The 24366-nt window shown below is 68.8% G+C and carries 22 protein-coding genes; 10 read left to right on the top strand and 12 right to left on the bottom strand.

What is annotated here, in order from left to right:
- Positions 1 to 70 precede the first annotated feature (70 nt).
- From ACFOYW_RS09730 to ACFOYW_RS09715, 4 genes are read left to right on the top strand one after another with little or no spacing between them, the layout of a single operon-like run.
- Positions 71 to 1051, top strand: coding sequence for an ROK family protein (locus tag ACFOYW_RS09730; RefSeq protein ID WP_390228730.1), 981 nt, complete (start codon positions 71 to 73; stop codon positions 1049 to 1051).
- Positions 1044 to 1628, top strand: a complete 585-nt coding sequence (locus ACFOYW_RS09725) for a D-sedoheptulose-7-phosphate isomerase (RefSeq protein ID WP_390228729.1) — start codon at positions 1044 to 1046, stop codon at positions 1626 to 1628. Before ACFOYW_RS09730 ends, ACFOYW_RS09725 begins: the two co-directional genes overlap by 8 nt.
- Positions 1625 to 4198, top strand: coding sequence for an alpha-mannosidase (locus ACFOYW_RS09720; protein WP_390228728.1), 2574 nt, complete (start codon positions 1625 to 1627; stop codon positions 4196 to 4198). The genes ACFOYW_RS09725 and ACFOYW_RS09720 overlap by 4 nt, the downstream gene beginning before the upstream one ends.
- On the top strand, positions 4195 to 6132 hold the full coding sequence (locus tag ACFOYW_RS09715; RefSeq protein WP_390228727.1) for a hypothetical protein: 1938 nt from the start codon (positions 4195 to 4197) through the stop codon (positions 6130 to 6132). The genes ACFOYW_RS09720 and ACFOYW_RS09715 overlap by 4 nt, the downstream gene beginning before the upstream one ends.
- Positions 6133 to 6157: 25 nt before the next feature.
- On the opposite strand, the gene ACFOYW_RS09710 is transcribed toward ACFOYW_RS09715, so the two are convergent.
- Positions 6158 to 7186: a LacI family DNA-binding transcriptional regulator gene (locus ACFOYW_RS09710; RefSeq protein WP_390229607.1), complete on the bottom strand. Its 1029-nt coding sequence runs from the start codon at positions 7184 to 7186 to the stop codon at positions 6158 to 6160.
- Positions 7187 to 7357: 171 nt separating this feature from the next.
- Between ACFOYW_RS09710 and ACFOYW_RS09705 the strand changes: the two genes are divergently transcribed.
- The 5 genes from ACFOYW_RS09705 (at position 7358) to ACFOYW_RS09685 (ending at position 12417) form a co-directional block, all read left to right on the top strand.
- On the top strand, positions 7358 to 8596 hold the full coding sequence (locus ACFOYW_RS09705; RefSeq protein ID WP_390228726.1) for a sugar ABC transporter substrate-binding protein: 1239 nt from the start codon (positions 7358 to 7360) through the stop codon (positions 8594 to 8596).
- Between the two features lie 62 nt (positions 8597 to 8658).
- Positions 8659 to 9594 (top strand): carbohydrate ABC transporter permease, encoded by a 936-nt coding sequence (locus ACFOYW_RS09700; RefSeq protein WP_390228725.1) that lies wholly within the window; start codon positions 8659 to 8661, stop codon positions 9592 to 9594.
- Positions 9591 to 10442, top strand: coding sequence for a carbohydrate ABC transporter permease (locus ACFOYW_RS09695; protein ID WP_390228724.1), 852 nt, complete (start codon positions 9591 to 9593; stop codon positions 10440 to 10442). The genes ACFOYW_RS09700 and ACFOYW_RS09695 overlap by 4 nt, the downstream gene beginning before the upstream one ends.
- Before the next feature lie 53 nt (positions 10443 to 10495).
- Positions 10496 to 11290 carry a ThuA domain-containing protein gene (locus ACFOYW_RS09690; RefSeq protein ID WP_390228723.1) on the top strand — a complete coding sequence of 265 codons (795 nt, stop codon included), beginning with the start codon at positions 10496 to 10498 and terminating at the stop codon, positions 11288 to 11290.
- Complete coding sequence (locus ACFOYW_RS09685) at positions 11287 to 12417, top strand: Gfo/Idh/MocA family protein (protein ID WP_390228722.1); 1131 nt, start codon at positions 11287 to 11289, stop codon at positions 12415 to 12417. The genes ACFOYW_RS09690 and ACFOYW_RS09685 overlap by 4 nt, the downstream gene beginning before the upstream one ends.
- Positions 12418 to 12443: 26 nt before the next feature.
- Here the strand turns inward: ACFOYW_RS09685 and ACFOYW_RS09680 are convergent, their stop codons facing one another.
- The 11 genes from ACFOYW_RS09680 to ACFOYW_RS09630 all read right to left on the bottom strand — a co-directional run bounded on the left by ACFOYW_RS09680 (position 12444) and on the right by ACFOYW_RS09630 (position 22789).
- Complete coding sequence (locus ACFOYW_RS09680; protein ID WP_390229605.1) at positions 12444 to 13802, bottom strand: DHA2 family efflux MFS transporter permease subunit; 1359 nt, start codon at positions 13800 to 13802, stop codon at positions 12444 to 12446.
- Positions 13803 to 13830: 28 nt separating this feature from the next.
- Positions 13831 to 14511, bottom strand: a complete 681-nt coding sequence (locus tag ACFOYW_RS09675; RefSeq protein ID WP_390229602.1) for an AAA family ATPase — start codon at positions 14509 to 14511, stop codon at positions 13831 to 13833.
- Positions 14512 to 14957: 446 nt separating this feature from the next.
- Positions 14958 to 15647 carry a hypothetical protein gene (locus ACFOYW_RS09670; RefSeq protein ID WP_390228721.1) on the bottom strand — a complete coding sequence of 230 codons (690 nt, stop codon included), beginning with the start codon at positions 15645 to 15647 and terminating at the stop codon, positions 14958 to 14960.
- 96 nt (positions 15648 to 15743) lie between these two features.
- Positions 15744 to 16526, bottom strand: coding sequence for an ABC transporter ATP-binding protein (locus ACFOYW_RS09665; RefSeq protein ID WP_390228720.1), 783 nt, complete (start codon positions 16524 to 16526; stop codon positions 15744 to 15746).
- Positions 16523 to 17344, bottom strand: coding sequence for an ATP-binding cassette domain-containing protein (locus ACFOYW_RS09660; RefSeq protein WP_390228719.1), 822 nt, complete (start codon positions 17342 to 17344; stop codon positions 16523 to 16525). The genes ACFOYW_RS09665 and ACFOYW_RS09660 overlap by 4 nt, the downstream gene beginning before the upstream one ends.
- Positions 17341 to 18213, bottom strand: a complete 873-nt coding sequence (locus tag ACFOYW_RS09655) for an ABC transporter permease (protein WP_390228718.1) — start codon at positions 18211 to 18213, stop codon at positions 17341 to 17343. The genes ACFOYW_RS09660 and ACFOYW_RS09655 overlap by 4 nt, the downstream gene beginning before the upstream one ends.
- Positions 18210 to 19163, bottom strand: coding sequence for an ABC transporter permease (locus ACFOYW_RS09650; protein ID WP_390228717.1), 954 nt, complete (start codon positions 19161 to 19163; stop codon positions 18210 to 18212). Before ACFOYW_RS09650 ends, ACFOYW_RS09655 begins: the two co-directional genes overlap by 4 nt.
- 29 nt (positions 19164 to 19192) lie before the next feature.
- Complete coding sequence (locus tag ACFOYW_RS09645) at positions 19193 to 20719, bottom strand: ABC transporter substrate-binding protein (RefSeq protein WP_390228716.1); 1527 nt, start codon at positions 20717 to 20719, stop codon at positions 19193 to 19195.
- 160 nt (positions 20720 to 20879) lie between these two features.
- Positions 20880 to 21608, bottom strand: a complete 729-nt coding sequence (locus ACFOYW_RS09640; RefSeq protein ID WP_390228715.1) for a DUF1684 domain-containing protein — start codon at positions 21606 to 21608, stop codon at positions 20880 to 20882.
- 74 nt (positions 21609 to 21682) lie between these two features.
- Positions 21683 to 22324, bottom strand: a complete 642-nt coding sequence (locus ACFOYW_RS09635) for a winged helix-turn-helix transcriptional regulator (RefSeq protein WP_390228714.1) — start codon at positions 22322 to 22324, stop codon at positions 21683 to 21685.
- A 6-nt stretch (positions 22325 to 22330) separates the two neighbouring features.
- Positions 22331 to 22789, bottom strand: a complete 459-nt coding sequence (locus tag ACFOYW_RS09630) for a VOC family protein (protein WP_390228713.1) — start codon at positions 22787 to 22789, stop codon at positions 22331 to 22333.
- Between the two features lie 171 nt (positions 22790 to 22960).
- Between ACFOYW_RS09630 and ACFOYW_RS09625 the strand changes: the two genes are divergently transcribed.
- On the top strand, positions 22961 to 24364 hold the full coding sequence (locus tag ACFOYW_RS09625) for an FAD-binding oxidoreductase (RefSeq protein ID WP_390228712.1): 1404 nt from the start codon (positions 22961 to 22963) through the stop codon (positions 24362 to 24364).
- The last annotated feature ends 2 nt before the right edge of the window (positions 24365 to 24366 follow it).

Raw genomic sequence — 24366 nt, 5'->3', positions numbered from 1 at the left:
TGGGAACGATGTCACATGAGGCTGGCACAGCGGCCTGGACACGCATCGACGCATGACTGGAGGGGACCGCATGGCAGCCGGCGCGAAGCCCGCACTTGCTCTCGATATCGGTGGAACCAAACTCGCCGTCGCAGTGGTGACGCCGGATGGCGTGCTGCACGGATATCGGGTCGAACCGACGCGTCGCGATGAAGGCCCCGGCGTCATCATCCCAAGGCTGTTCGAGATGGGACATGCGGCGATCGCCGACGCCATGCATGACGGCGTCGGGGCGATCGGCGCCGTCGGCATCTCTTGCGGGGGGCCGCTCGACGCGGCCGCCGGGGTGCTCGTCAACCCGCTGCACCTGCCCGGCTGGATCGACGTCCCGATTGTGCGACTCGCGAGCGAGGAATTCGGAGCGGTCGCGGTGCTCGAGAACGACGCGACGGCTGGTGCTCTCGCGGAGTACCGCTTCGGGGCTGGCCGCGGGACAGCGACCGAGCTCTACCTCACCGTCTCGACAGGCATCGGCGGCGGCGCCGTCGTCGACGGCCGGCTGCACCGCGGGGCGGCGGGCAATGGCGGCGAATTCGGCCACATCATGGTGCGCCCCGGCGGCCGGAACTGCCTCTGCGGCCGAAAGGGCTGTCTCGAGGCGTATGCGTCCGGCACCTCCATCGCGGCGCGTGCCATGGATGCCCTCGCGGCGAGCGATCGCGAGTCGGCGCTCCGCGACATCGAGAATCCGACCGCCGCCGATGTCGTGCGCGGCTCGGAAGCGGGCGACGCGCTCGCCGGCGAACTGTGGGCCGAGACGACGGAGGTGCTCGCGATCGCCGTCACCGACCTGATCAACGTCTTCGAGCCCGACATCGTGGTGCTCGGCGGCGGAGTGACGCGCTCGGGTGCGGCGCTGCTCGACCCGGTCAGGACCGCCGCACTGTGCGACGCCATGCGCCCCGCCGCGGCGAAGACGGATGTCGTGATCGCCGAACTCGGCGACACGGTCTGCGTGGTCGGTGCTGCCGCACTGGCATTCGACGCGATGAACGAGGTGGCTCATGTCTGAGGCCCAGAAGATGGCCGACGGGATGGTCGAGCAGTGGCACGACCACCTCGCTGTGGCTGCGGCGAGTGAGTCGCTCATCATGACCGCGCGCGCTGTCGGCGAGCTGCTCTGTGATCGCTTCGCCGCCGGTGGCATTCTCTACACGATGGGAAACGGCGGCAGCGCAGCCGATGCGCAGCACCTGAGCGGTGAGCTGATCGGCCATTACCGGCGCGACCGGCGCCCGCTGCCGGCCGTCACTCTCACCACTGACGCGACCGTGACGACCTGCATCGCGAACGACTACGACTTCGATTCCGTGTTCTCGCGACAGGTCGAAGCCCTCGCGCGAAAGGGCGATGTCGTCGCTGCGTTCACGACGAGTGGGCGCTCGGCCAACATCATCCGCGGTCTCGAGGCGGCGAAGGCGAACGGCGCGACGACCGTGCTGTTCGCGGGCGGCGACGGCGGCCCAGCGCTCGCACTGGCCGACCAGGTACTGCTCGTGCCGTCGGCCGTGACGCCGCGCGTGCAAGAGGTGCACACCCTGCTGCTGCATGTGATCAGCGAGCTCATCGACGACTGGGCTGACCGGTGAGGCGGCCGGTCGCGACCCCCGATCGCACCCTGCACATGATCGGCACGACCCACCTCGACCCCGTCTGGCTGTGGCCGTGGCAGGAGGGCTATCAGGAGGCGCGCGCGACGTTCCGTTCCGCCCTCGATCGCATGGAGGAATACCCCGATTTCGTGTTCACGTGCGACCAGGTCGTGCTGCTGAGTTGGGTCGAGGAATCCGACCCCGAATTGTTCGAGCGCATCACGAAGCGGGTTGCCGAGGGGCGCTGGGTCAATGCGGGCGGCTGGTGGGTCGAACCCGACTGCAACATGCCGATGGGCGAGTCGTTCGTACGCCAGGGCCTCTACGGTCAGCGCTTCCTGATCTCACGCTTCGGGAAGCCGGCGACGGTCGGCATGAACGTCGACCCGTTCGGCCACAACGCGATGCTGCCGCAGATCCTCAAGGGTCAGGGCATGGACTCGTATTGTTTCCTGCGCCCGGGACCGCACGAGAGCGACCTGAACGAGACGCTGTTCTGGTGGGAGGCGCCTGACGGCTCGCGCGTGCTCGGGTATCGGATTCCGTTCGAGTACTGCAGCCCGCCTGGTGACATCTCCGGCCAGGCCGAGAAATCGCTGGCGCAGCTCGACCGTTCGCTCGGCTCAATGATGGTCTTCTACGGTGTCGGTAACCACGGCGGCGGCCCGACGAAGGCAAATATCGAATCGATCCACCGCTACGACCGGATGGGGTCCTTCGGGAGGATGACCATGTCGACCCCGCGTGAATACTTCGACGAGATCCTCGCCCGCGGGGGCGAGTTCCTCGACGGGCTGGCGGTGCGCCGCGACGACCTGCAGCATCACGCTCCCGGCTGTTACTCGTCGCACTCAGGCATCAAGCTGTGGCAGCGGCGCGCTCAGTCGGCGGTGCTGTCGGCCGAGCGGTGGTCGGCGGTCGTCAGCGCGGCATTCGGCGAGGACTACCCGCGCGCCGATCTCGAGCGCGCGTGGAAGCAGGTGCTCTTCAATCAGTTCCACGACGTGCTGCCGGGCTCGGCCATCGAGAGCGGATACGACGACGCCCGCGATCAGCTCGGTGAGGCGATCTCGATCGCCAAACGCCAGATCGTGCGCGCCCACAACGTGGTCGCTCGCCGCGTCGACATCCCGTTCGATGGACGCACGCAGCCGGTCATCGTCTTCAACCCGCACCCCTGGCCGGTCAGTACCGACGTGACAATCAACTACAGCGGCTTCTCCGCCGGACTGCACGTCATCGACGGCGACGGCGTGCCGACGCCCGGCCAGATCGTGCAGGCGACACCCACGCTCGACGACGCGGGCCGCGGCGCGATCGCCTTCCGCGCGGACCTTCCGGCGCTCGGCTACCGGCTCTACCGGCTTACGCCGGGAGCGGCGGTGTCGGATGCTCCGCACGCCGGCTCCGAGGATGCGCCGGTTCCCGAGACCGGCCTCCTGCTGGAGAACGGCGGCGTACTCGAGAACGATCTCGTGCGCGTCACGCTCGACCCGGCCACGGGCTGGATCTCGTCGTACTTCGACAAGGTGACCGGCGTCGACGTGATGGCCGGGATCGACGGCACCCAGCACACCCAGATCAGCGCGGACCCGACCGATACCTGGGGCCATCGGGTCATCTCGTACGCCTGGCCGGGCGAGTCGATGACCGTCGAGCGGATGCTCGTCCGCGAACGGGGGCCGTTGCGCACCCGCGTCCGCATCGAGCGGTCGTGGGGCCGCTCGCAGCTTGTGGAGGAGCTCGTGCTCGACCACGACTCGCGCGCCGTCCGCGTCGACGTTCGCCTCGACTGGCGCGAGCCGCTCCACCTCTTGAAGCTGCGCTTTCCGACCAAACTCGTCGACCCGGCTGCGACGTATGAGATCCCGTTCGGTCACCTCGAACGCCCCGTCGACGGCGCCGAGGAGCCCGCGCAGTCGTGGGTCGACCTCACGGGAACCGTGGGCGGCGCGGCCGCCGGTCTCACTGTGATCGTCGCGGGCAAGCACGGCTACGACGTGTCGCCGGGCGACGAGCCGAGCATCGGCGTCACCGCCGTCCGCTCGCCGGTCTATGCATGGCACGACCCCAAGCAGCTCGACGACAACGGCTTGTACGAGTACCACGATCAGGGTGTACAGCGGTTCTCGTATGAGCTCGTGCCGCACAGTGGCGAATGGCGCACGGCGCAGCCCACTCGCCGCGCGGCGCAGTTGGCTGCGCCGCCTCGTGCGATGCTCGAGTCGTTCCACCCGGGCGAACTGCCGCACACGCTGTCCTTCGTCGACGACGGCGGTGACACGATCATGGTCACGGCCGTCAAGGGCAGCGAGGATCCGTTGCCGGGCGGCGGCGAGGCGATCATCGTGCGCGCCGTCGAGACGGCTGGTGTCGCCGGTCACGCGCGCATTGCGGTTCCGCTTGCGGGGCGTGAGATCGAGGCCGATTTCGGCCCGAGCCAGCTGCGCACCTTCCTCGTGCCGGTCGATGGGCAGGCTGAGATCATCGAGGTCGACCTGCTCGAGCGCCCGCTAGTGAAGCCCGCCTCGCATGAGCTGCCGCCAAGCGCCCCACCGACCGAATGAACCGGCGCGAAGCAGGAGATATCGCAGGCATCGAGGTCAGCCTGCCGGCTGGCGCCGGCACCATGACGATCGGCACGGAACAGGCGTCCGCCGACGACTTCGAATTCTCGCTCAGGCTCGCCGACCGCGCGGACGGTTGCTGGGACGCCGCGCTCGACGTCGCGTATCGTGGTGCGGCGGCGGCCGACGCCCGGATCACCGTAGCGCTTAACGTGCCAGAGGCAGCGGACCCGTACTGGCTGATCCCGGGGCTGTTCTACGGCGAGAATCGCCCAGTCGGTAACGACCGGCCGTTCCCGCGCTTCGAGGCGGGGGCCGTCGCCGGCGACGGCGGTGCCGACCCGATGACCAGCTCGTCGTGGGATTTCCGCGCCGACCGGTGCGCCACGCCCGCGGTCCTGCTGTGGGCGGCGCCCGGCCGCGGCGGCTTCGGGCTCGCCGCCCTGGCCGAGTCCACCGAGCTCGGCCTGACGGGCGTCGGCTTCGCGCATGATGCCACGACGGGTGACGCCCAGCTGCGGCTGAGCTTCCCGTTCCGGGAGCATCCGATCACGTACTACGGTGACTCCGTGCCACGGGTCCCCGACGCGGCGGTGCGCCGGTGGCAGCCCGGCGAGGTGCGACGCATCCGCTTCTCGGTCTTCGAACTCGACGCGGACCGCCATGCATATGCCGGCGTGCTGCGAGAGTTGCATGCCGAATCTGCGCCGCGCTCGCCGCTCGCACCGTGGGTCGACATTGCGACCGCGGCGAACCTTGCGGCGGAGGGCCTCGTCCGCTGGCACTTCGACCCCGACCCCGGCGTGCTGCTCGAGACGGTCGGCTTCGACCGCGAGATCACGGGGCGCGACGGGCTCTCCGTGGACCGGCAGGCGATGCACGTCGGCTGGGTGAGCGGTGTGCCGTGGGCGTACGCGCTGCTCGCTCATGGCACACGCGTCGGCAATGAGGCGGCGACGGATGCCGGCCGCGCCGTCATCGACACCATCGCCGCCGCCCTCTCGCCGAGCGGCACGTTCTGGGGCGTCTGGTATCGCGACCACGGCTGGAACCAGAGCTGGTCGAGCGTTCCGAACGCTCTGCACTCGCGCACTCTCGCGGAGGCGACACTCTTCCTGGCCCGCGCGCTGCGGCTGGAGCCCGAGCACCCTACCTGGGAGCGCGCGCTGCGCTCGAATCTCGATGCGGTCGTCGCCCGGCAGCGCGTCGATGGGAACCTCGGCACCTTGCACGAGGCGACGACGGGCGCAGTGCTCAGCTGGGCCGGGTCGGCGGGGCTGGCCTGGGTCGCGGCATTGGCCGAGGCATCCGATCGCGATCCTCGCTATCTGCCCGCGGCGCTGCGGGCGGGTGAGTACTACGCGACTTTCGTCGAGCGCGAGTACCTGCATGGCGCTCCTGAAGACGTCGACCTCGCACCCACCTCGGAGGACGGCTACGTCGCCGTTATGTCGTATGCCTCGCTCTACCGCCGCACGCGCGATCAGCGCTGGCTGCGCCTCGCCGCGCACGCTGCCGACTGGACGTTCACCTTCCGGTACAGCTACAACGTCTCGTTCGACGCGCACACGACGCTGGGGATCTACGGCTTTGCGTCGCGCGGTGCCGACCAGGCGTCGCCGTCCAACCAGCACCTGCACGCCTACGGGCTCGTATGCACCGCCGAACTGCGCCAGCTCAGCGAGTGGACCGGCGACCCGTACTACCGCGAGCGCGCCGAAGAATCCCTCGCGTGCTTCCGGCAGTTCATCGCGCGCGAGGATGGCGACTTCAATGCGTACCGCGGCATGGCAACCGAGCGCTACTACCAGACAGCGTGCTTCCAGCCGAAGGGCATGATCCTGACGCTGTCCCACGCTTGGAGCGTCGGCGTGCTGCTGCTTGCCTGCGAGCAGGTCATCGCCCCGCCGTCCGGGTGGGACGCTGACAGCTGAGCGCCACGATGCGGGATTCGCGTCGCTACGGTGCGGTCGGGCTCGTTGCCGGCGCGCGCGCCGGCGCGACGGTACCGCCCTTGTGTGGCAGGCACGTGATCAGCGCCTGCCCGGCGGGAGCGCCGCGGCCCTCCAGGCGGGCGATGAGGATCTCGGCGGCTTTCCGGCCCAGCTCGTGCCCCGGGGCGACATAGGTGCTGAGCGGGGGATCGGTGACATCGGCCAGGGTGGTGGCGGTTGCGAGCGCCACGACGGAGATGTCCTGAGGAATCGCGATGCCGCGATGGGGCAACGCGTTGACGAGAGAGAGTGCGGCCTCGTCATGCATCGCGATGATGGCCGTCGTGTTGGGCGCGTCGCGCAGGATCTCGTCGGCCACCGATGAGATCGCACGAGCCCGGTGGGGAACGCGGAACACCGCTCCCTTCAGTCCGCGCTCGCTGATCACCCGGCGGAACGTCTCCTCGGCGCGAAAAGGCGGGGCGTAGCCCGCAAGCGGTGTGTCGCTGAGGTCTTCCAGCACGAGGCTGAAATCGCGATGGCCGAGTTCGGCGAGATCGGCGACGGCCGTCTCGGTCGTGCGCTCGAAGTCGATGTCGACATAGTCGATGCCGTCGAGATCCCGCGTGCGGCCGATCAGCGCGAACGGCGCCTCCGCCTCGTGCAGACGCGTCACGCGCTCATCGTCGAACTGCACCTCCATGAGCAGAACACCGTCGGCGAAGCCCGCTTGGATCAGGGACGTGATCTCGGTCGTGACGTTGTCGCTGTGCAGCGGCCACAGCACGAGGTTGTAACCGTGTTCCTCGGCCGCGGTCGCAGCAGCCTCCACGAAGGCGTGGTGGTTCCGGTGGTCGAGGAGCGGATAGATCAACGCCAGGATGCGTGACTTCCGACTCGCGAGCGCGCGCGCCGCGGTGTTACGGCGGTATCCCAATTCGGAGATCGCCCTCAGCACACGGTCGCGTGTCTCGGGTGTCACGGGCTTCGTGTTGTTCACGACGAACGAAACCGTGGAGATCGAGACGCTCGCCCGGTCCGCGACCTGTTGCATCGTGACCACACGCGCTCCTTCGATCCCGGCGGATTTTTGGCAAGTATCGCACGCGTCGGGTCACCATTCGGTAAAGCGCTTGACTCCCGCACCCACGCACCCTCACAATCGTGGGAGGTCAAAGTCAAGCGCTTGACCGCATTGCACATCTTCGGAGCAAAGGAGCTCTTCGTGAAGAAGTCACGCATCATCGCGATGCTCGCAACAGGAACGGCGATCTCGCTCTCCCTGGTCGCCTGCACCTCAGGGTCAGGCGGCGCCAGCACCGGCGGGAAGCAGACGCTGACCGTCGAGGACTACTACACCTCGAACCCGAGCATGAGCGGGTACAACTCGATCTACCAGCAGTGTGGGACCCAGGTCGGTGCGGGCAAGGTGACCCCGGTCCACATCGCCGGTGCCTCCCTCATCCAGAAGGTCCTTCAGCAAGCGTCGTCGAAGACTCTTCCCGACGTGCTGATGCTCGACAACCCCGACGTGCAGCAGATCGCCGCAACCGGCGCGCTCACGCCGCTGAAGAACTATGGCGTCACTGCGCCGAAGGGTGACGTGCCTGGCGTCGTCGAAGCCGGCACGTACAAGGGCGAGGTGTACGGCCTCGCTCCCGTGATCAACTCGATCGCCCTTTACTACAACGTCGACATGCTCAAGGCGGCCGGCATCACGCCGCCGAAGACCTGGGCCGAGCTCGAGGCCGCCGCGAAGAAACTCACGGACCCAGGCAAGGGCGTCTACGGCTTCGCAATGAGCAACATCAACACGTATGAGGGCACGTGGCAGTTCCTGCCGTTCTTGTGGACCAACGGGGGAGACGAGAAGAACATCGACACCCCCGCAGCCGCGCAGGCGCTGCAGTTCGACGTTGCGCTGCAGCAGGACGGCTCGATGTCCAAGAGCTCCGTGAACTGGTCTCAGCAAGACGTGAACAACCAGTTCGTGGCCGGCAAGGCGGCGATGATGATCAACGGACCGTGGCAGCTGCCCGTACTCAACGCGACGAAGGGCCTGAGCTTCGCCAGCGTGCCGATCCCGACTCGCGACGCATCGCAGAAGCTCGTGTCGCCCCTCGGCGGCGAGACCTTCAACGTTCCGAACACCGGCGACAAGACCAAGATGGGGCTCGCGGGGAAGTTCGTCTCCTGTCTCAATTCTCCGGCGATGCAGCTCAAGATCGCACAGATCTCGGGCAACGTTCCGTCCGACGAGGCATCCGCCGCCACCTGGGCGAAGTCCCACCCGCAGGTGCAGTCCTTCGTACAGACCGTGAAGACGGCTCGCGCACGTACCGGTGAACTCGGGCCGAAGTGGCCCACAGCCGCGACGGCGATCTACACCGCCGTGCAGCTCGCGCTCACCGGCAAGGCCAGTCCGGAGGCCGCCCTGCACCAGGCACAGCAGCAGAACAAATAGACCGGCACCCGGCGGGCACGACGACGCGCCCGCCGGGTCCTCGACGCGCAAAGGAGCGTGAGATGACCTCAGTCAGTGCCCGGCTCGGTCCCGGCACGGCCCGTGCGACGCGGCGCCGACGCCACGTCGGCCGCTATTTCACCCGATGGCTGTTCGTGGCCCCCGCTGTTCTGTTCGTGCTGGTCTTCTTCGGGTACCCGATCGTCCAGAACGTCGTGATGTCCCTGCAGAACTACACGACCACCACGTTCTACACCGGCGTGGCCCCTTGGGTGGGCGGCGCCAACTACTCGGCAGTGTTCAGCAACCCGCTGTTCTGGACCACGGTGATCAACACCGCCCTGTTCACGGTCGGGTCCATCGTGCTGCAGTTCAGCCTCGGTCTCGGGCTCGCCCTGTTCTTCAAACGGCACTTCCCGTTGAGCGGATTCCTGCGCTCGCTGCTGCTTCTGCCATGGCTGATTCCGCTCATCGCCTCAGCCGCGGTGTGGAAGTGGATCCTCGACCAGGGCAGCGGGGCCCTGAACCAGTTTCTCGGCATATTCGGCGTACATGCGATCCCATGGCTCGTCAGCCCCAACCTCGCACTCCTCGCCGTCATCGGCGTCAACATCTGGCTCGGCATCCCCTTCAACACGACGATCCTCTACAGCGGCCTTCAGGGAGTCCCCGAAGAACTGTATGAGGCGGCTTCGCTCGATGGCGCCGTCGGCTGGCGTGCGTTCTGGCACATCACGTGGCCGAGCATCCGTTCTGTTGTCAGCGTCGTGATCGTGCTCGGCGTCGTCTACACGTTGAAGGTGGTCGACATCATCCTCGGTCTCACCGGTGGTGGCCCGGCGAACTCGACCCAGACTCTCGCCACGTGGGCGTATCAGAACTCGTTCGTGCAGTTCGCGTTCGGACGGGGCGCCGCTATCAGCAATGTGCTGATCGTCGTGTCCCTGCTGTTCGCGATCGTCTATCTCTACATCAACCGGAAGGCGGTCGACGAATGAGTGAGACGCGAGCGATCCGACTCGCCGGCGTGCCGCGGCGCGCGCCCGCACGGAAATGGCCCATGACGGTGCTGGGCATCATCTTTCTCGGGATCATGGTGTTCCCGATCTACTGGATGATCAACAGCAGCCTGCAGGCGAACTCGGGCGCGGCGAACACCAGCTGGTTCCCGCTGCATCCGACGCTCGCCGGCTACACCGCGGCGATTCAGCAGCAGGGCGCCAACCTCATCACCAGTCTGATCATCTCGCTGAGCGCCGTCGTCCTCACGATCGTCGTGGCCACGCCGGCCGCGTACGGCCTCGCGCGGTTCCGGATGAGGGGCGTCACGGCCTTCGTCTTCGTGCTGCTCATCACGCAGATGATCCCGACGATCGTCATCGCGAACGCGCTCTACACGCTCTTCAACAAGTGGGGTCTGCTCAACTCGCACCTGGGCCTGATCCTCGCCGACAGCGCGGTACAGATTCCGTTCGCGATCATCCTGATGCGAGCGTTCATGGTGTCGGTGCCGCAGACACTCGTCGAGGCGGCGCTGGTCGACGGCGCGAACAACTTCAGGGCGTTCATCTCGATCGTGGTCCCGATCAGCAAGAACGCCATCATCACGGCCGCGCTGTTCACCTTCCTCGGCGCGTGGGGCGACTTCCTGTTCGCGCTGACTCTCACCACCACGCCGGCCGTGCGCCCCATCACGCTCGGGATCTACAACTACATCGGCGCGAACGTGTCGCAGTGGGGTCCCGTCATGGCGACGGCCGTGATGGCCTCGGTCCCGGCCGGCGTGCTGCTCATCATCGCGCAGAAATATATCGCCGCCGGGGCCCTCGGCGGCGCGATCAAGTGACCCGCGACGCCCACGCCGCGAGCCAGCAGAACAGCATCACTAAGGAGAATCACGTGAACGACACCGACCGCCGACTCCGCGTCGTCGTCTGGGGAGAGAACCGGCATGAACAGGCCGAGCCGCACGTCGCCGAGATCTACCCCGACGGCATGCACAACGCCATCAGGTCGGCCATCGAGGAGCACCTCGGCGAGCGCGCCTCGGTCTCTACCGCGCTCCTCGACGATCCGGAGCACGGCCTCACCGAAGAACGCCTCGCCGAGACGGATGTTTTGACGTGGTGGGGCCACGCAGCCCATGGTGAGGTGTCCGACGAGGTTGTTGAGCGGGTGCATCGGCACGTGCTCGAGGGCATGGGGCTCGTGGTGCTCCATTCGGGTCACTGGTCGAAGATCTTCCAGAAACTGATGGGCACGACCTGCACGCTCCGCTGGCGGAGCGAGAACGATCGGGAGCTCGTGTGGACCGTCGACCCGACGCACCCGATCGCTCAGGGGGTGCCGCACCCGATCGAGATCCCCCAGCAGGAGATGTACGGCGAGCAGTTCGACATTCCGAAGCCGGACGAGATCATCTTCATCAGCTCCTTCACCGGCGGCGAGGTGTTTCGCAGCGGCATCACCTTCCGCCGCGGCAACGGAAAGATCTTCTATTTCAGCCCCGGTGATCAGGACTTCCCCGTGTACCACCACAAGGACGTGCGGCGGGTGATCGCCAACGGTGTCGCGTGGGTCGCATCCGATAGGCCCGCGCGTGCGCTGCCGACGCTGTTGCGTTACGAGTCCGGCGATTTCTTCAACGGTGGCGGATACCAGGGAGCCATGCACAACCGGGGAGACGCCGAATGAGCACCTTCGCCACTGTGCCGGCGGACAGGCCCCTTCGCGTCGTGCTCGTCGGTGCGGGGAGCATGGGGCGCCACTGGCTCGACATGCTCGTCGGAACGCCGGCGGCGGAGGTCGTAGGGCTCGTCGATCTCGACCTCGATCTGGCACGTGCCGCCGCGACTGAGCGCGGGCTGTCCATTGCCGTCGGTGATTCGCTTACCGCGGTGGCCGCGGACGTCGGCGCTCAGGCTGTGATCGACGTCACCGTCCCGCCCGCGCACCACGCGGTCAACAGCGAGGCGCTGCGCGCGGGGCTCCCCGTGCTGTGCGAGAAACCCATCGCTCCCACCGTCGCTGAGGCGCTCTCGCTCGTCGCAGCCGAGGAGCTTTCGGGCCAGCTTCTGATGACGAGCCAGTCGCGACGCTATTACCCGGCGCTCGCCGAGTTCAAGGCGGTCACGTCCGCGCTCGGCGACATCGGCATCGTCACGACCGAATTCTTCAAGGCGCCGCACTTTGGCGGGTTTCGCGACGAGATGGACCATCCGCTGCTCGTCGACATGGCCATTCACGCCTTTGACGTCTCGCGCTACCTGCTCGACGCCGACCCGGTGACCGTCGACTGTCATACCTTCAACCCGAGCTGGAGCTGGTACCGCGGCGATGCCGCCGCCACTGCGACGTTCACCTTCGATGGTGGCACGCGATACACGTTCACCGGCAGCTGGTGCAGTCCGGGCCTTGAGACGTCGTGGAATGGCCACTGGCGAGTGAGCGGCGCGGGCGGCAGTTCGACCTGGGACGGCGAGGGGCGCCCGGAGGTCGAGTACCTCGACGCACCGACGCGTGCTGAAGTGCCTGCGCCGATCGGACAGGCATCCGTTCGATCTGAGATCGCGGGCGCCTTCGATGAGTTCGTCGATGCCCTGCGCACCGGTCGAACCCCGTCCGGCGACGTGCATTCGAACATCTTCAGCCTCGCCATGGTGGAGGGAGCCGTGAGGTCGGCGGAAACCGGCGCGACGGTCACGCTCGCCGCCGTGCTCGAAGATGCCTACCGCAGCGCGCTCGTGAACGAGCGGAGCGACGACGTGAAGGCCGTACTGGAGTCGTGGGGGTCGGCGAGTCCCGCTCTCATCGGTCGATAAGGTTCCCGACGAAGCGAACTCGGAGCCTATCGACGTGCACCGTTGTCGCGACGCAGAAACTCGTCGCGAATGCCGATGCCCGACACCGCCGCGCCGAGCACGAGCAGTACCGCGACGACGAGGAGCACCCGCTGCAGGCCGCCGAGGTCGAGGTGCTCGCCGACGATGAGACCGGCGCACGCCACGGCGACCAGCCCCGCGACCCGGGCGACGGCGTTGTTGATCGCCGACGAGATGCCCGCCTGCGACGGTGGGGTCGAGCCGAGGATCGCCGAAGTGAGTGGCGCGACCGTCGTCGCGATGCCGAGGCCCGCGATGATCGTGCCGGGCATGAGCTGCGTCCAGTAGTCGAACGGATGCCTGATCAGCAGCATCGACAGGAATCCGATCGCGACGATCACGGGGCCGACCGTCATGAACCAGCGCGCGCCGACTTTGCCGGCCCACCGCCCGAAGCGCCCGGCGAGCAGCAGTGAGACCACCGTCGTGGGCACCAGCGCGAGACCGGCCAGCCACGCGGCCACGCCCGCGACCTGCTGCAGATACAGCCCGACCATGAGCGGCCCGAGCGAGAACGCGGCGTAGATCACGAAGGTCGCGACGTTCCCGACGGCGAAGTCGTGCACCCGGAAGATCGAGAGGGGCAGCATCGGCTGGCGGACGCGCCGCTCGACGATGAGGAACGCGATGCCGGCGACGACCCCGATCGCGGCCGAGCCGAGCACGACGGGATCCGTCCACCCGCGCTGCCCCTGCTCGATGAGTGCGAAGACGATGCCGCCGAGCGCGAGGGCCCCGAGCACCGCTCCGGGCACGTCGACGCGGCCACCGGCCTTCGCGGGCGCCGCGGGCAGGCGCGCCAGCAGCACGCACGTCACAGCGATCGGCAGCGCATTGATGCCGAACACCCACCGCCACGAGAGCGTGTCGACGAACACGCCGCCGAGGAACGGGCCGATGAGCATCGCCGCGCTGGTCCAGGCGGTCCAGCGGCCGATCGCGCGCGACTGGTCCTCGCCGTCGAATGCCGAGATGATCAGCGCGAGCGAGCTCGGCACGAGCAGAGCGCCGGCGACTCCTTGCACCGCACGCGCGGCGATGAGCACGCCACCGCTCGGGGCGAGTGCGCAGAGAACGGATGCCGCGCCGAACGCGATCAGCCCGACGAACAGCACCCGGGTGCGACTGAAGAGGTCGCTGAGCGACCCGGCGATCAGAATGAGGGCGCCGAGTGTCACGAGGTACGCGTCGACGACCCACTGCTGCAGGGCGAGGCCGCCGCCGAGGTCTCGCGCGATCGCGGGCAGCGCGACGTTGACGACACTGCTGTCGAGGAACGCGACGAAGGATGCCAGGATCGCGACGACCAGGACCGTGCGCCGCATCACTCGCTCAGTCAACCATGCGGGTGCGCTACGCCAGGTGCCGGAGGAACCGCTCGGGACCGTCGAGGAAGAGCCTCCAGTTCCGGACGAGGTCGAGGTCTTCCCATGCGCAGTCGCGGATGCCCCACTCGCCGACTTCGAGAATGCGAGCCCCGGACAGGTGGGCGAGGACCGGGGAGTGCGTCGAGAGGATCACTTGCGAGCCGCCGTCGGCGAGGAGCTGCTGCAGCGCACCGAGCAGGGCCAGCGAGCCGCTGAAGGAGAGCGCGGACTCGGGCTCGTCGAGCACCCACAGACCGCGGCCACGGAAGCGCTGAACGATCAGCTCGAGGAACGACTCGCCGTGCGACAGCTCGTGGAAGACCGGCTCACCCCCGCGCGACGACGGGTTCTGCTCGAGATACGTGAAGAACCCGTGCATGGTCTCGGCGCGCAGGAAGAATCCCCGTCGCGCGCCGCCGGGCGCCCGGGCGATCGACAGGTGCTCCCACAGCTCGGATTCGGAGGGCCGCGTGTGCAGGTTCGCACCGGTCGAGCCGCCCTCCGGCGAGAGACCGAACGCGCCTGCGATGGCCTCGACGAGCGTCGACTTCCCGACGCCGTTCTCGCCGACAAAGACCGTCGCGGGGCCGAGCTCCAGCCCGTCGTCGAGCAGCTGGCGCACGGCGGGCAGCGTCGCGGGCCACTTGTCGCGCGGCATGGGATCCATCGGGTGCTCCCCGACGTGCCGGATGGCCAGCCCGTCGCCGATCACGCCACAGACCCTAGGGGTCTCGCGACGCGGGCACCATCGGCGTCGGTCTCGGTCTCGGTGTCGGTCTCGGTGCCGGTCTCGGTGCCGCCGTGGGCGTCGACGTGCAAGCGCATACCGTCATCGAACCACGGCCGCTATGCGCCGTCATCCGTGCGAGTCGCGCTCCGCCTCGCGCGGCGCCCGCTGCGCAGGGTCGCGGCCTCGCATGGCGTCAGCGCACCCCCGACCGGTATGTGGCGCGCAGACTGTCATCACGGAACATTTTTGTCAGCGCAGAGACGGCGTCCTACAGCGCCGCGAAAATGTTCCCTCATGACAGTGATCTCCGAGGGTCCCGCCGCATCGCGCAACCCGACGCGACGCGGTGCGCCATCAGACGTCGGCCCCCACGCGGTGCGCGGTCAGACGTCGAACCCGACGCGATCGACCTTGCGGTGGTAATGCATGCCCGCGAGGCCGCCGAGCAGTGCGCCGATCAGGCTGAGCAGCGCGACGACGATCGCCGTGATGATCCCGGTGACCGTGAGATTGCCCTCGTTGACCGGAATGCGCGGGAAGCCGTTGATCTTGCCGAGGATGTCGTAGTTCGACCCCGCGATCGCCGCGATGATGGCGCCGATGATCGCCATGACGATCGCCCACAGCCACACGGCGAAACCCTGCCTGAGGCCGCTGAAGCGCGCCATCCGACCGGCGACGTAGCCGCCGCAGTAGTACGACACGAACAGGATCACCGCGAGGGCGATCGCCCCGACGACCGTGACCGTAGTGGCGTTGCTCGTGACGGTCTTCGCCGCGTTGTTCGCGTTGCCGTTACTGGTGCCGAGGCTCACGCCCGCGCCGATCGCGCTGAGGATCGCCGTGAGCAGCACCGCCATCCCGGCGGCGGTCAGCCAGCCGAAGAATGCTGAGCCCCATTTGAATCCGCCGAACTCCGCCGCCTCGCGCCCCACGACGTTGGCCCGCGTGGCGGCTACTGGCGTTGCGGTCGTCGCGTCGACGGGCGCGACCGCCGCGTGGCGACCGAGGCCGTCATCGTCGATCGCCTCGTCGCTTCCGACCGCTCCGTTACGCCCATAGGTGTCGCTCATGGTGTGCTCCTCCCGACATCCGTGCGTCAGGTACCCACTGCGAAGCGGGCGCACACCTGCGCCTCAGCCCGCGCTGATGTCCCGCCGCGCGGGCGATCAGCTCTGCGGGCTGAGTCGCGGCACACTCGCGAGCAGCCGCTGCGTGTACGGCTCGCGCGGCGCGGTGAGCACCTCGCGAGTGGTGCCCCGCTCGACGACGGTGCCGCGCTCGAGCACGACGATGTCGTGGCACAGCCGCGCGACGACCGACAGGTCGTGCGACACCAGCACGACGGTCAACGGCCGCCCCTCGAGGCCGCCGCTCTGCCCGAGCTCGTCGAGCAGATCGATGACCTGCACCCGTGTCGACATGTCCAGCGCGCTCACCGGCTCGTCCGCGAGCAGCACCTGCGGGCCGCCGACGATCGCGCGCGCGATCGCGATGCGCTGTCGCTGGCCCCCGGAGAACTGATGGGGAAAGCGCACAACCACGTCGGCGGGCAGTCCCACGGCCTTGAGCGCGTGGGCGGCGCGCGTCGCCGCGGTCTCGCCATGGGCGATCCCGAGCGAGCGCAGCGGCTCCGACACGATCGCGCCGATCCGGCGGCGGGGGTCGAGCGAGGAGTACGGATCCTGAAAGACCGGCTGCACGAAGCGCCGGTGGGCTCGCAGCCGTGCGCGGTCACGGACGTCGAGCGGCGTGCCATCCGCGAACAGCCGCCCGGCAGTCGGGGCATCGAGGCCGAGCAGCAACCGCAGCAGCGTGCTCTTGCCCGCACCGGACTCGCCAACGATGCCGAGATGGCGTCCCGCGGTGACGGTGAGATCGACCTCCCGCAGGGCGTCCGCGCCCTTCCGGTACGCGAAGCCCACCCCGTCGGCGCGCAGCAGCTCGCTCATGAGCGCCCCCCGCTGCGCAGTGCCTCGTCGAGTTCGCGCGCGGCGGCGACCAGCCGACGAGTATATGAATCCTCCGCGGAGTCGATCAGCGAGCGCAGCGCGCCCCGCTCGACCTCGCGGCCGGCCCGCAGCACGAGTGCCTGCTCGACGAGCTGGGCGACGACGGCGAGGTCGTGACTCACGAACAGCAGCGCCGTCCCGCGCTCGGTCGCGACACGGTCGAGCAGCTCGAGCACCTCGGTCTGAACCGTGACGTCGAGGGCCGTCGTCGGCTCGTCGGCGATCAGCAGTTCCGGCCCTCGCGCGAGCGCCATCGCAATGGCCACGCGCTGCCGCTGACCGCCGGACACCTCATGCGGGTACGCCCGCGCAATCCGCTCGGGCTCGCGAATCGCGACCTCGGCCAGCGCGTCGACGACGGCGGTGCGCACCTTCGCACGGCTCAGCCGCGTGCCCTCGGCTCGAGCCGCGCGGCGGATCGGCTCCGCGAGCTGCGCGCCCAGCTTGGCGAGCGGGTCGAGCGCGGTGAGCGGCTCCTGGAAGACGATGCCGACCTTGCGGCCGCGCAGGCGGTTGAGCGCGCTCTCGGGTGCGCCGATCACCTCGACCCCATCGATACGGATGCTTCCGCTGGCGGCGAGGCCCCCGGGCAGCAGCCCCATCACGGCGAGGCTCGTGAGCGACTTCCCGCTACCGGACTCGCCGATCAGCGCCAGACGGCCGCCCGCCTCGATGTGGAACGAGATGTCGTCGACCACGGGCGTGCCGTCGGCGGTTCGCACGGTCAGCTGCGAGACGTCGAGAAGGGGCGCGGTCATCGGGTCCTCCGAGTCGGATCGAGCACATCGCGCAGCCCGTCGGCCAGCAGGTTCGCGCCGAGCACGAGCATGATGAGCGCAAGCCCGGGAGCGATCGCACCGACCGGGGCGGTGTAGACCGTGCCCTGCGCCTGCTCAAGCAGACGTCCCCACGAGGCGTTGGGCGGCGGCGCACCGAGGCCGAGGTACGACAGGCTCGCCTCGGCGAGCACGGCCAGCCCGAACTGCAGGGCCAGGTTCACGGCGAGAGTCGGCCAGATGTTGGGCAGCACATGACCGCCGAGAATCCCGAGCCAGCCGGTTCCGGACGTGCGCGCCGCGGTGACGAACTGCGCCGACAGCACCTGCTTCGCAAGGATGCGTGTCAGGCGCGCCACGATGGCGCTCATCGCGAGGCCGATGGCGAGCACCGCCGAGCCGAGCGTCTCCCCGCGCGCGGCGACGACCAGCATGGCGAGCAGCAGCGTCGGGAACGCGATCAGGATGTCGAGGATCGCGGCGATCGCATCGTCGATCCAGCGCTGGGCGAGAGCGGCGGCCAAGCCGAGCACGAGGCCCAGGCATCCGCCCAGCAGCACGGAGCCGCCGCCCGCGGCCAGTGCGATCCGCGCGCCCACCATCAACTGCGACAGCAGGTCGCGCCCGAGGGTGTCGGTGCCGAGCCAATGCGCGCCGGACGGCGGGGTGAGGCGGCCGCCGCCGATCTGGTCGGGCGGGTAGGGGAGGTAGACGAACGACAGCAGGCACGCGGCGACGATGATGCCGAGCAGGATGCTTCCCGCCACCAGCGGCGCGGACACCCGCCCGCGACGGCGCCGGGCCGGTGCCTCGACGAGCACCGCCACGTCGATCGGCTCGTCCGCGCTCATCGCCGCGCCCCTCGCAGCCTCGGGTCGAGCAGCTTCTGCGTGAGATCCGCGAAGAAGCCGACCACGAGGACGATCAGGGTGGTGAGCAGGATCACGCCCTGGATCGTGGGGTAATCGTGCTGCGAGATGCCGGTCACGAGCAGGCTGCCGAGACCGGGCAGGGCGAACACGTTCTCGATGACGACGGCGCCGAGGAACGTCGTCGCGAGCTCGATGCCGAGCACCGAGATGACCGGAACGGCGACGCTCTTCAGCCCGTGCCGAAGCATGGCCGAGCCGAAGCTGGCGCCGAGCGCGCGGAAGGTGCGCACGTAGTCGCTGTCGATCACCTCGAGACACCCGGCCCGCACATATCTCGCGACCGAGGCGGACATGACGATGGCGATCGTCACCACGGGCAGCGTCAGCGAGCGCAGCGCCTGGCCGGGCGTCGACCAGTCCTCCTGCGGGAAACCGCCGGCGGGCAGCACGTGCCAGTGCAGCGCGAAGCCCCAGACGAGCAGGATCCCGACCCAGAACACGGGAATCGCCACACCGAGCTGCGAGACGGCCGACAGGGCGATTCCGGGCCAGCTGCGCGCGTACCGTGCGGCGAAGAATCCGACCGGCGCGGCGATCAGCACCGCGAGCACGAAGCCGAGGAGCGTCAACGGGAGCGTGACGACCATGCGCTGTACGAGCTGCGGCCCGACCGGCAGCCCGCTGACGAAGGACGTGCCGAGGTCGAGGTGCGAGAGCTGCGCGACCCAGAGTGCGAACTGCTCCGGCAGGGGCCGGTCGGAACCGACCGCGTGCCGCGCCGCCGCGATCTGCTGCGGCGTCGCTCCCACGGCGACGAGCGCGTTCGCGGGGTCGCCCGGCAGCAGTCGCAGCAGCACGAACACCACGACGGCCGCGACGGCGAGAGAGAGCAGCAGCAGGCCGAGGCGGCGCAGTACGTAGGCGGTCATTCCGTTCGAAGCATCAGGTCAGGCGTCCGTCAGCTCTGCTTCTTGATGTCGTAGACGTAGAACTGGGAGTTCAGGCCGTTCAGCGGGTAGCCGGAGATCTTCGTCGTCGCCACAACGATCTGCGGGTACAGGTACAGCCAGTCGCTCGCCGCATCCTTCACGATCTGCTCGTTCGCCTGCTTGAGCTTCGCGGTCTGTTCGGCCGTGGTCGTCGACTGCTCGGCCGCGTTGATCAGCTTCGTGACCTGGGGGTTGTTGTAGCCCCAGTAGAAGTCCGGGTTGCCGTACCAGACGACGTCGCGGTCGTTGACGTGCTCCTGCATCGTCGCCGTGAAGTCGTGGTTCTGATACACCTTCGTGTACCACTCGTCGGGCGTGATGATGTTGATCTTGACGGTGACGCCGATCTTCGCCAGCTGAGCCTTGATGAACTGGGCCGCCGCGGGGTGCGGGTCGTAGTTCGGAGTGTCGAGCGTGAAGCTGAAGCCGTTCGGGTAGCCGGCCTGCGTGAGCGCCGTCTTCGCCTTGCTCGGGTCGTAGGGGTACACCGAGCTGAGGTTTTCGTACCACGGGTCGGTCGGCGGAACCATCGACCCCGTGACCTTGCCGTACGTGCCCCAGATCGACTTGAGCAGCGCGGGCCGATCGATCGCCTCGGTGATCGCGACGCGCACCGCAGTGTTGTTGAACGGCTTCACCTTGTCGTTGAAGGCGAGCAGCAGCTTGGTCGTCGAGTTGCCGTTGTTGACCTTGAACGACGGGTTGTTGTCGAACTGCGTCAGCGCGTCGGGGCTCTGCTCGCTCGTGACGACGTCGAGCTGACCGGACTGCAGCGCGTTGTTCTCGGCAGTCGCGTCCTTGTAGTAGTTGAAGACGACCTCTTTATTGGTCGCCGGGGTGCCCCAGTAGCCGGCGAAGCGCGTGAGCGAGAGGGTGCTGCCCTGCTTCCAGGCATCCAGCTTGTACGGTCCGGTTCCGTCTTCGCTGGTCTTCAGGTTGGTCGCAGTGTGGTCGATGATCCACACGTAGCTGAGGTTGTAGACGAACGAGATCGAACGCTGCGACAGCGTGACCTCGACCGAGTTCGCGTCGGGGGTGGCGATCGACTTGATCACCTGCAGGTCGCTCTTGCGCGCCGACTGCGAGGCCGGGGCGAGCACCTTCTCGATGCTGTACTTCACGTCGGCCGAGGTCATGGTCGCGCCCGAGTGGAACTTGACCCCCGTACGCAGCTTGAACGTGTAGGTCAGCCCGTCGGACGAGGTCGAGTACGACGTCGCGAGCAGCGGGGTCACCTTGCCGTCGTCGCCGAGCTTGAAGAGGCTCTCGTAGACGTTGCCGTAGAGCGCCTCGGTGACGCCCTGGCCGCCGCCCGCGGTGTTGTCGAGGTTCTGCGGCTCGTAGATCGACCCGACCTGGATCGTCGCGTTCTTGTCGTAGCCGGCGCCGGCCGCGCCGCCGGAGCTGCTCGAGCCGCCGGAGCCCGATGAGCAGCCGGCCAGCAGCAGCGCAGCGGTTGCTGCGGCGACGGTCGCGAGGAGGCGCGTGGTTCGCATGGTGGGGTGTCCTTCGTGGATCGCAGGAGGGTGCGGATGCGTGCGGATGCTTGTGGTGCTGGTGCTGGTGCTGGTGCTGCTGCTGGTACTGGTGCTGTGGGGGTGCTGCTGCGCGTCCCGGCACTCGCCGCGCCGGACTCGCGGCGCGACGCGGATGGGGCTAGTGCTCGAACCCGGCCGCGAAGCGCGGGAGCTGCTCGCCGGCGCGGACGGGCACGGCGATGCGGTTCGACGCGGGCGGCAGCGGGCAGTTGTACTGGTCGCTGAAGCCGCACGGCGGCACGAACGCGCGGTTGAAGTCGAGCGTCACGGCGCCACCGGTGCCGAACTCGTCGGCGCTGCGGTCGACGAAGAGGAACCGGCCGGAGGCATACGTCTCCGCGCCGTTGGTCGGGTCGCCGAAGACGAGCAGAAGCACCCCGCCGTCGTCGAACGCGTTCAGTCGGTACTCGGTGCCGCCGATGGTCGTGAGAATCTCGCCGGGCACTGCGAGCTCGCGTGTGCGGCCGTTGTCGCGCAGGTGCTCGAACGACACGGTGCGGTCGTCGTGCCCCGGTACGTACTGCCCGTCGATGACCCACTCGGGGTCGTAGCCGTAGGCGGCCACGCCGTCGAATGCGCTGATCGCGGGGGAGTCCGCGTCCCAGCGACGAAGGCCGCGCTGCGGCAAGCCTGTGTCGAGGTCGGTGCGCTCGAGCGTCGTGACGGTGACGCTGCCGCCGGCGGCGTCCGTGAGATCGGATGCCGGGATCTCGGTGTCAGGGTCGTACCACCGCGTCTCAACGAGGGCGAGATTGCCCTGGGGTGCGACGAGCGCTTCGTCGCGAGAGCGTCGCCATTCGGCGAGCTCGTTGACAGCCGTGGGGGACGCGGGCGCGGGCAGACTCACTTCCCCATCTTGCACGCTGCACGCCCGCAGCCTCGTCGGAGTGTTACCCGGTGTTACCGTCCGCGCCGCGTCCCTCAGGCGGCGAGGTGGAAGGTGCGGGCGAAGCGGTCGAGCAACTGCGTGCGTCCGTGCAGCACTTCGACGGCCCCGGTCGCGATCGCACGGTCGGGCGCGAGCTCGCCGGAGATCAGGCGACGGATGTCCGGGCCGGCGGCGAAGGCGAGGTCGGCCGGGCCGCCGCCGCGTGCGACCTCCAGTGCGCCGCCGTCCACCCGCACGAGCAGCTCGGCGGCGCCGAAGCGCGTCGCGTACGCCGTCGAGGGAAGTTCAGCGGCCACCTGCGGGCGAAATGCCGTGCGCAGGGTGACGGTCATGGAATCCGCGGTCACGATCTGCTCGGGGCGCGGATCGCCCATCGCCTTGAAGCCCCAGCTGCCGAGGGCGAGCACGATCGGCTCGAGCTCGTGGCCGTACGGCGTCAGTTCGTAGATCACGACTCGGGAGTGCGGCACCCGCCGCAGGATGCCGGCCGCCTGCAGCTCTTTGAGCCGTGCCGCCAGGATGTTGCTCGGAATCCGCGGCAATCCCGCGGCGAGCTCGCCGTAGCGGCGCGGCCCGACGAGCAGGTCGCGGATGATGAGAAGCGCCCAGCGCTCGCCGACGAGCTCGACGGCGCGAGTGACGCCGCAGTACTGGCCGTAGTCGCGCGCTGCCATCCGCCCTCAGGCCTGCTGGTCGGTCTGCTCGGCGCCCTGCTGGCTCAGCGCCGCCTCGGGACCCTGAGCGGCCGCGACGGGGTCCATGTACCCGAACTCGAGAACGTTGCCGTCGGGGTCGGTCAGCTGGCGCTGGTACATGAAGCCGTAGTCGGAGGCCGGCTGCGGCTCTGTACCGCCCGCGGCGAGGCCCGCGGCCACTGCCGCGTCGACGGCCTCGCGGCTGTCCACGAACAGGGCGGTTGCGGCTGAGACGGCGACCGTCGGGTCGCCGATCGGCAGTTCGCTGAAGGTCTGGAAGAACTCGCGAGTGACCAGCATGAAGTAGTTGTAGTCATCCTCGATGACGACGCATGCGGCGTTGTGATCGGTGAACAGTGGATTGACGGTGCCTCCGATGGCCGTATAGAACGCCTTGGCGCGCTCGAGGTCGGTCACTGGCAGGTTGACGAACATCGCAGTCATAGCACTCTCCCGTTCGGGGAATCCGTTACGTTGATGAGCCGAACACTTGCAAAAAACAAGTGCGGCGTCAAGGCCTGATGTTCGCTGTCCAGCCGTTGGCGCGGCAGGGTCGAGCGCTTATCGTGCGGTGCGAGACCGCAACACGATGCTCGCGCCGCGAGGGGGAACACGATGAACATGCCGACGGATGCGACGGCGCTCGCCGCCTTGATGGGTTCCGTTCCGGTGGTGCTTCCGGGCGCGGCTCGGTACGACGAGGCGACGGCGCCCGACAATCGGGCGGTGCGGCAGTCGCCCGCCGCTGTCGTGCTGCCGCGCTCGGAGGCCGACGTGGCCCAGGCCGTCACGGTGGCGCGCCGGCTCGAGACATCCGTTGTCGTGCAAGCGAGCGGCCATGGCGCCGCTCGTCCGCTCGGAGCCGCTGAACTGCTGATCGACATGTCCGGACTCGCCGCCGTGCGCATCGACGCCGCCGACGCCGTCGCCCGCGTCGGCGCCGGCGCGGTGCGGGGTGAGGTGCAGGGCGCGGCGGAGGCACACGGCCTGCTCGGCCTGGCGGGAACGTCGCCGAGTGTCGGCGTCGCGGGCTACACCTTCGGCGGCGGCGTGGGCTGGTTCACGCGTCCCTATGGGCTGGCAGCCGGAAAGCTGCGCACCGTGCGATATGTCGATGGCACCGGGCGCATCCGTCGGGCGTCCGATGACGCGCCTGACGAGCTGGATCGCGCGGCGATCCACGCATTCCGCGGCGGTGCGCCCGTCGGTATTGCGACGGAGCTCGAGTTCGAGCTCATCCGGCCCGGCGAGCTCATCGCCGGGCACCTCCTGTGGCCGATCGACCGCGCCGAGGCCGTCATCGCGGCCTGGGCGGCGGTGCTGCCTGCGCTGTCCGAAGCGATCACGAGCACGATCGCCCACCTGCAGCTGCCACCTGAAGGCCCCTTCCCGCCGGAGCTGCTCGGCGCCCCCGTCGTGCACCTGTCATTCGTGTCCGATGGGGATCGTGCCGGCGCCGGCGCGCTGCGCGCCGCGGTATGCGCAGCCGGCGAGCCCGTGGTCGACAGCACCGGCCCCGCGGACGCGGCGCGCCTCGCGCAGATCCATCTCGACCCTCCTGGGCCGGTCGCGGCCGTCGGCGGTGGCCGGTGGCTCACTGCTGGCGCCGCCGACCGGGCTGTGGAGCTGCTGGGGGCGGCGCGAGTCGGCAGCCCCGACGGCGCGCTGATGGCCGAACTGCGCCATGTGGCCTCTTCGGCCCCGGCTCGCCCGGGTGTGCTCACGACGGCCCCCGGCCCCTTCCTGCTGCACGTGGTGGGCAGCGGCGACCCCGAGCGCCGCGCCGCGACGGCGGCCGCCGTCGGTGCTGCGCTCGCCGCTGCGGCCGACCTCGACGCGGGCGTCGACGCGATCTCGTTCCGTGAGGCCGACCCTGACGTCGCGCCGTACGCGCCTTCGGCGTCACTGGCGCCGTCGGCGTTGCCGTTGCCGTCGCTCGCACTCGGGGATCTTGCACGGCGCCTCGACCCGGACGGTCTGTTCCGATTCGAGCGTGTCGCGCCTGTCGGCACCGACTGAGC

The sequence above is a fragment of the Gryllotalpicola reticulitermitis genome (assembly GCF_042651345.1).
In the GTDB taxonomy this organism is placed as follows: Bacteria; Actinomycetota; Actinomycetes; order Actinomycetales; family Microbacteriaceae; genus Gryllotalpicola; species Gryllotalpicola reticulitermitis.
Note: the sequence above shows the minus strand (reverse complement) of the source record. Positions and strands in the feature narration are given on the sequence as shown.

Excerpts from the sequence above, each read along its gene's own strand:
- ACFOYW_RS09665 (WP_390228720.1), bottom strand. The coding sequence starts at position 16,526 with ATGAGCGAGCTGCTGCGCGCCGACGGGGTGGGCTTCGCGTACCGGAAG.
- ACFOYW_RS09660 (WP_390228719.1), bottom strand. The coding sequence starts at position 17,344 with ATGACCGCGCCCCTTCTCGACGTCTCGCAGCTGACCGTGCGAACCGCC.
- ACFOYW_RS09655 (WP_390228718.1), bottom strand. The coding sequence starts at position 18,213 with ATGAGCGCGGACGAGCCGATCGACGTGGCGGTGCTCGTCGAGGCACCG.
- ACFOYW_RS09710 (WP_390229607.1), bottom strand. The coding sequence starts at position 7,186 with ATGCAACAGGTCGCGGACCGGGCGAGCGTCTCGATCTCCACGGTTTCG.
- ACFOYW_RS09715 (WP_390228727.1), top strand. The coding sequence starts at position 4,195 with ATGAACCGGCGCGAAGCAGGAGATATCGCAGGCATCGAGGTCAGCCTG.
- ACFOYW_RS09675 (WP_390229602.1), bottom strand. The coding sequence starts at position 14,511 with ATGGATCCCATGCCGCGCGACAAGTGGCCCGCGACGCTGCCCGCCGTG.
- ACFOYW_RS09730 (WP_390228730.1), top strand. The coding sequence starts at position 71 with ATGGCAGCCGGCGCGAAGCCCGCACTTGCTCTCGATATCGGTGGAACC.
- ACFOYW_RS09685 (WP_390228722.1), top strand. The coding sequence starts at position 11,287 with ATGAGCACCTTCGCCACTGTGCCGGCGGACAGGCCCCTTCGCGTCGTG.
- ACFOYW_RS09650 (WP_390228717.1), bottom strand. The coding sequence starts at position 19,163 with ATGACCGCCTACGTACTGCGCCGCCTCGGCCTGCTGCTGCTCTCTCTC.
- ACFOYW_RS09680 (WP_390229605.1), bottom strand. The coding sequence starts at position 13,802 with ATGCGGCGCACGGTCCTGGTCGTCGCGATCCTGGCATCCTTCGTCGCG.
- ACFOYW_RS09625 (WP_390228712.1), top strand. The coding sequence starts at position 22,961 with ATGAACATGCCGACGGATGCGACGGCGCTCGCCGCCTTGATGGGTTCC.
- ACFOYW_RS09700 (WP_390228725.1), top strand. The coding sequence starts at position 8,659 with ATGACCTCAGTCAGTGCCCGGCTCGGTCCCGGCACGGCCCGTGCGACG.
- ACFOYW_RS09645 (WP_390228716.1), bottom strand. The coding sequence starts at position 20,719 with ATGCGAACCACGCGCCTCCTCGCGACCGTCGCCGCAGCAACCGCTGCG.
- ACFOYW_RS09630 (WP_390228713.1), bottom strand. The coding sequence starts at position 22,789 with ATGACTGCGATGTTCGTCAACCTGCCAGTGACCGACCTCGAGCGCGCC.
- ACFOYW_RS09635 (WP_390228714.1), bottom strand. The coding sequence starts at position 22,324 with ATGGCAGCGCGCGACTACGGCCAGTACTGCGGCGTCACTCGCGCCGTC.
- ACFOYW_RS09670 (WP_390228721.1), bottom strand. The coding sequence starts at position 15,647 with ATGAGCGACACCTATGGGCGTAACGGAGCGGTCGGAAGCGACGAGGCG.
- ACFOYW_RS09695 (WP_390228724.1), top strand. The coding sequence starts at position 9,591 with ATGAGTGAGACGCGAGCGATCCGACTCGCCGGCGTGCCGCGGCGCGCG.
- ACFOYW_RS09725 (WP_390228729.1), top strand. The coding sequence starts at position 1,044 with ATGTCTGAGGCCCAGAAGATGGCCGACGGGATGGTCGAGCAGTGGCAC.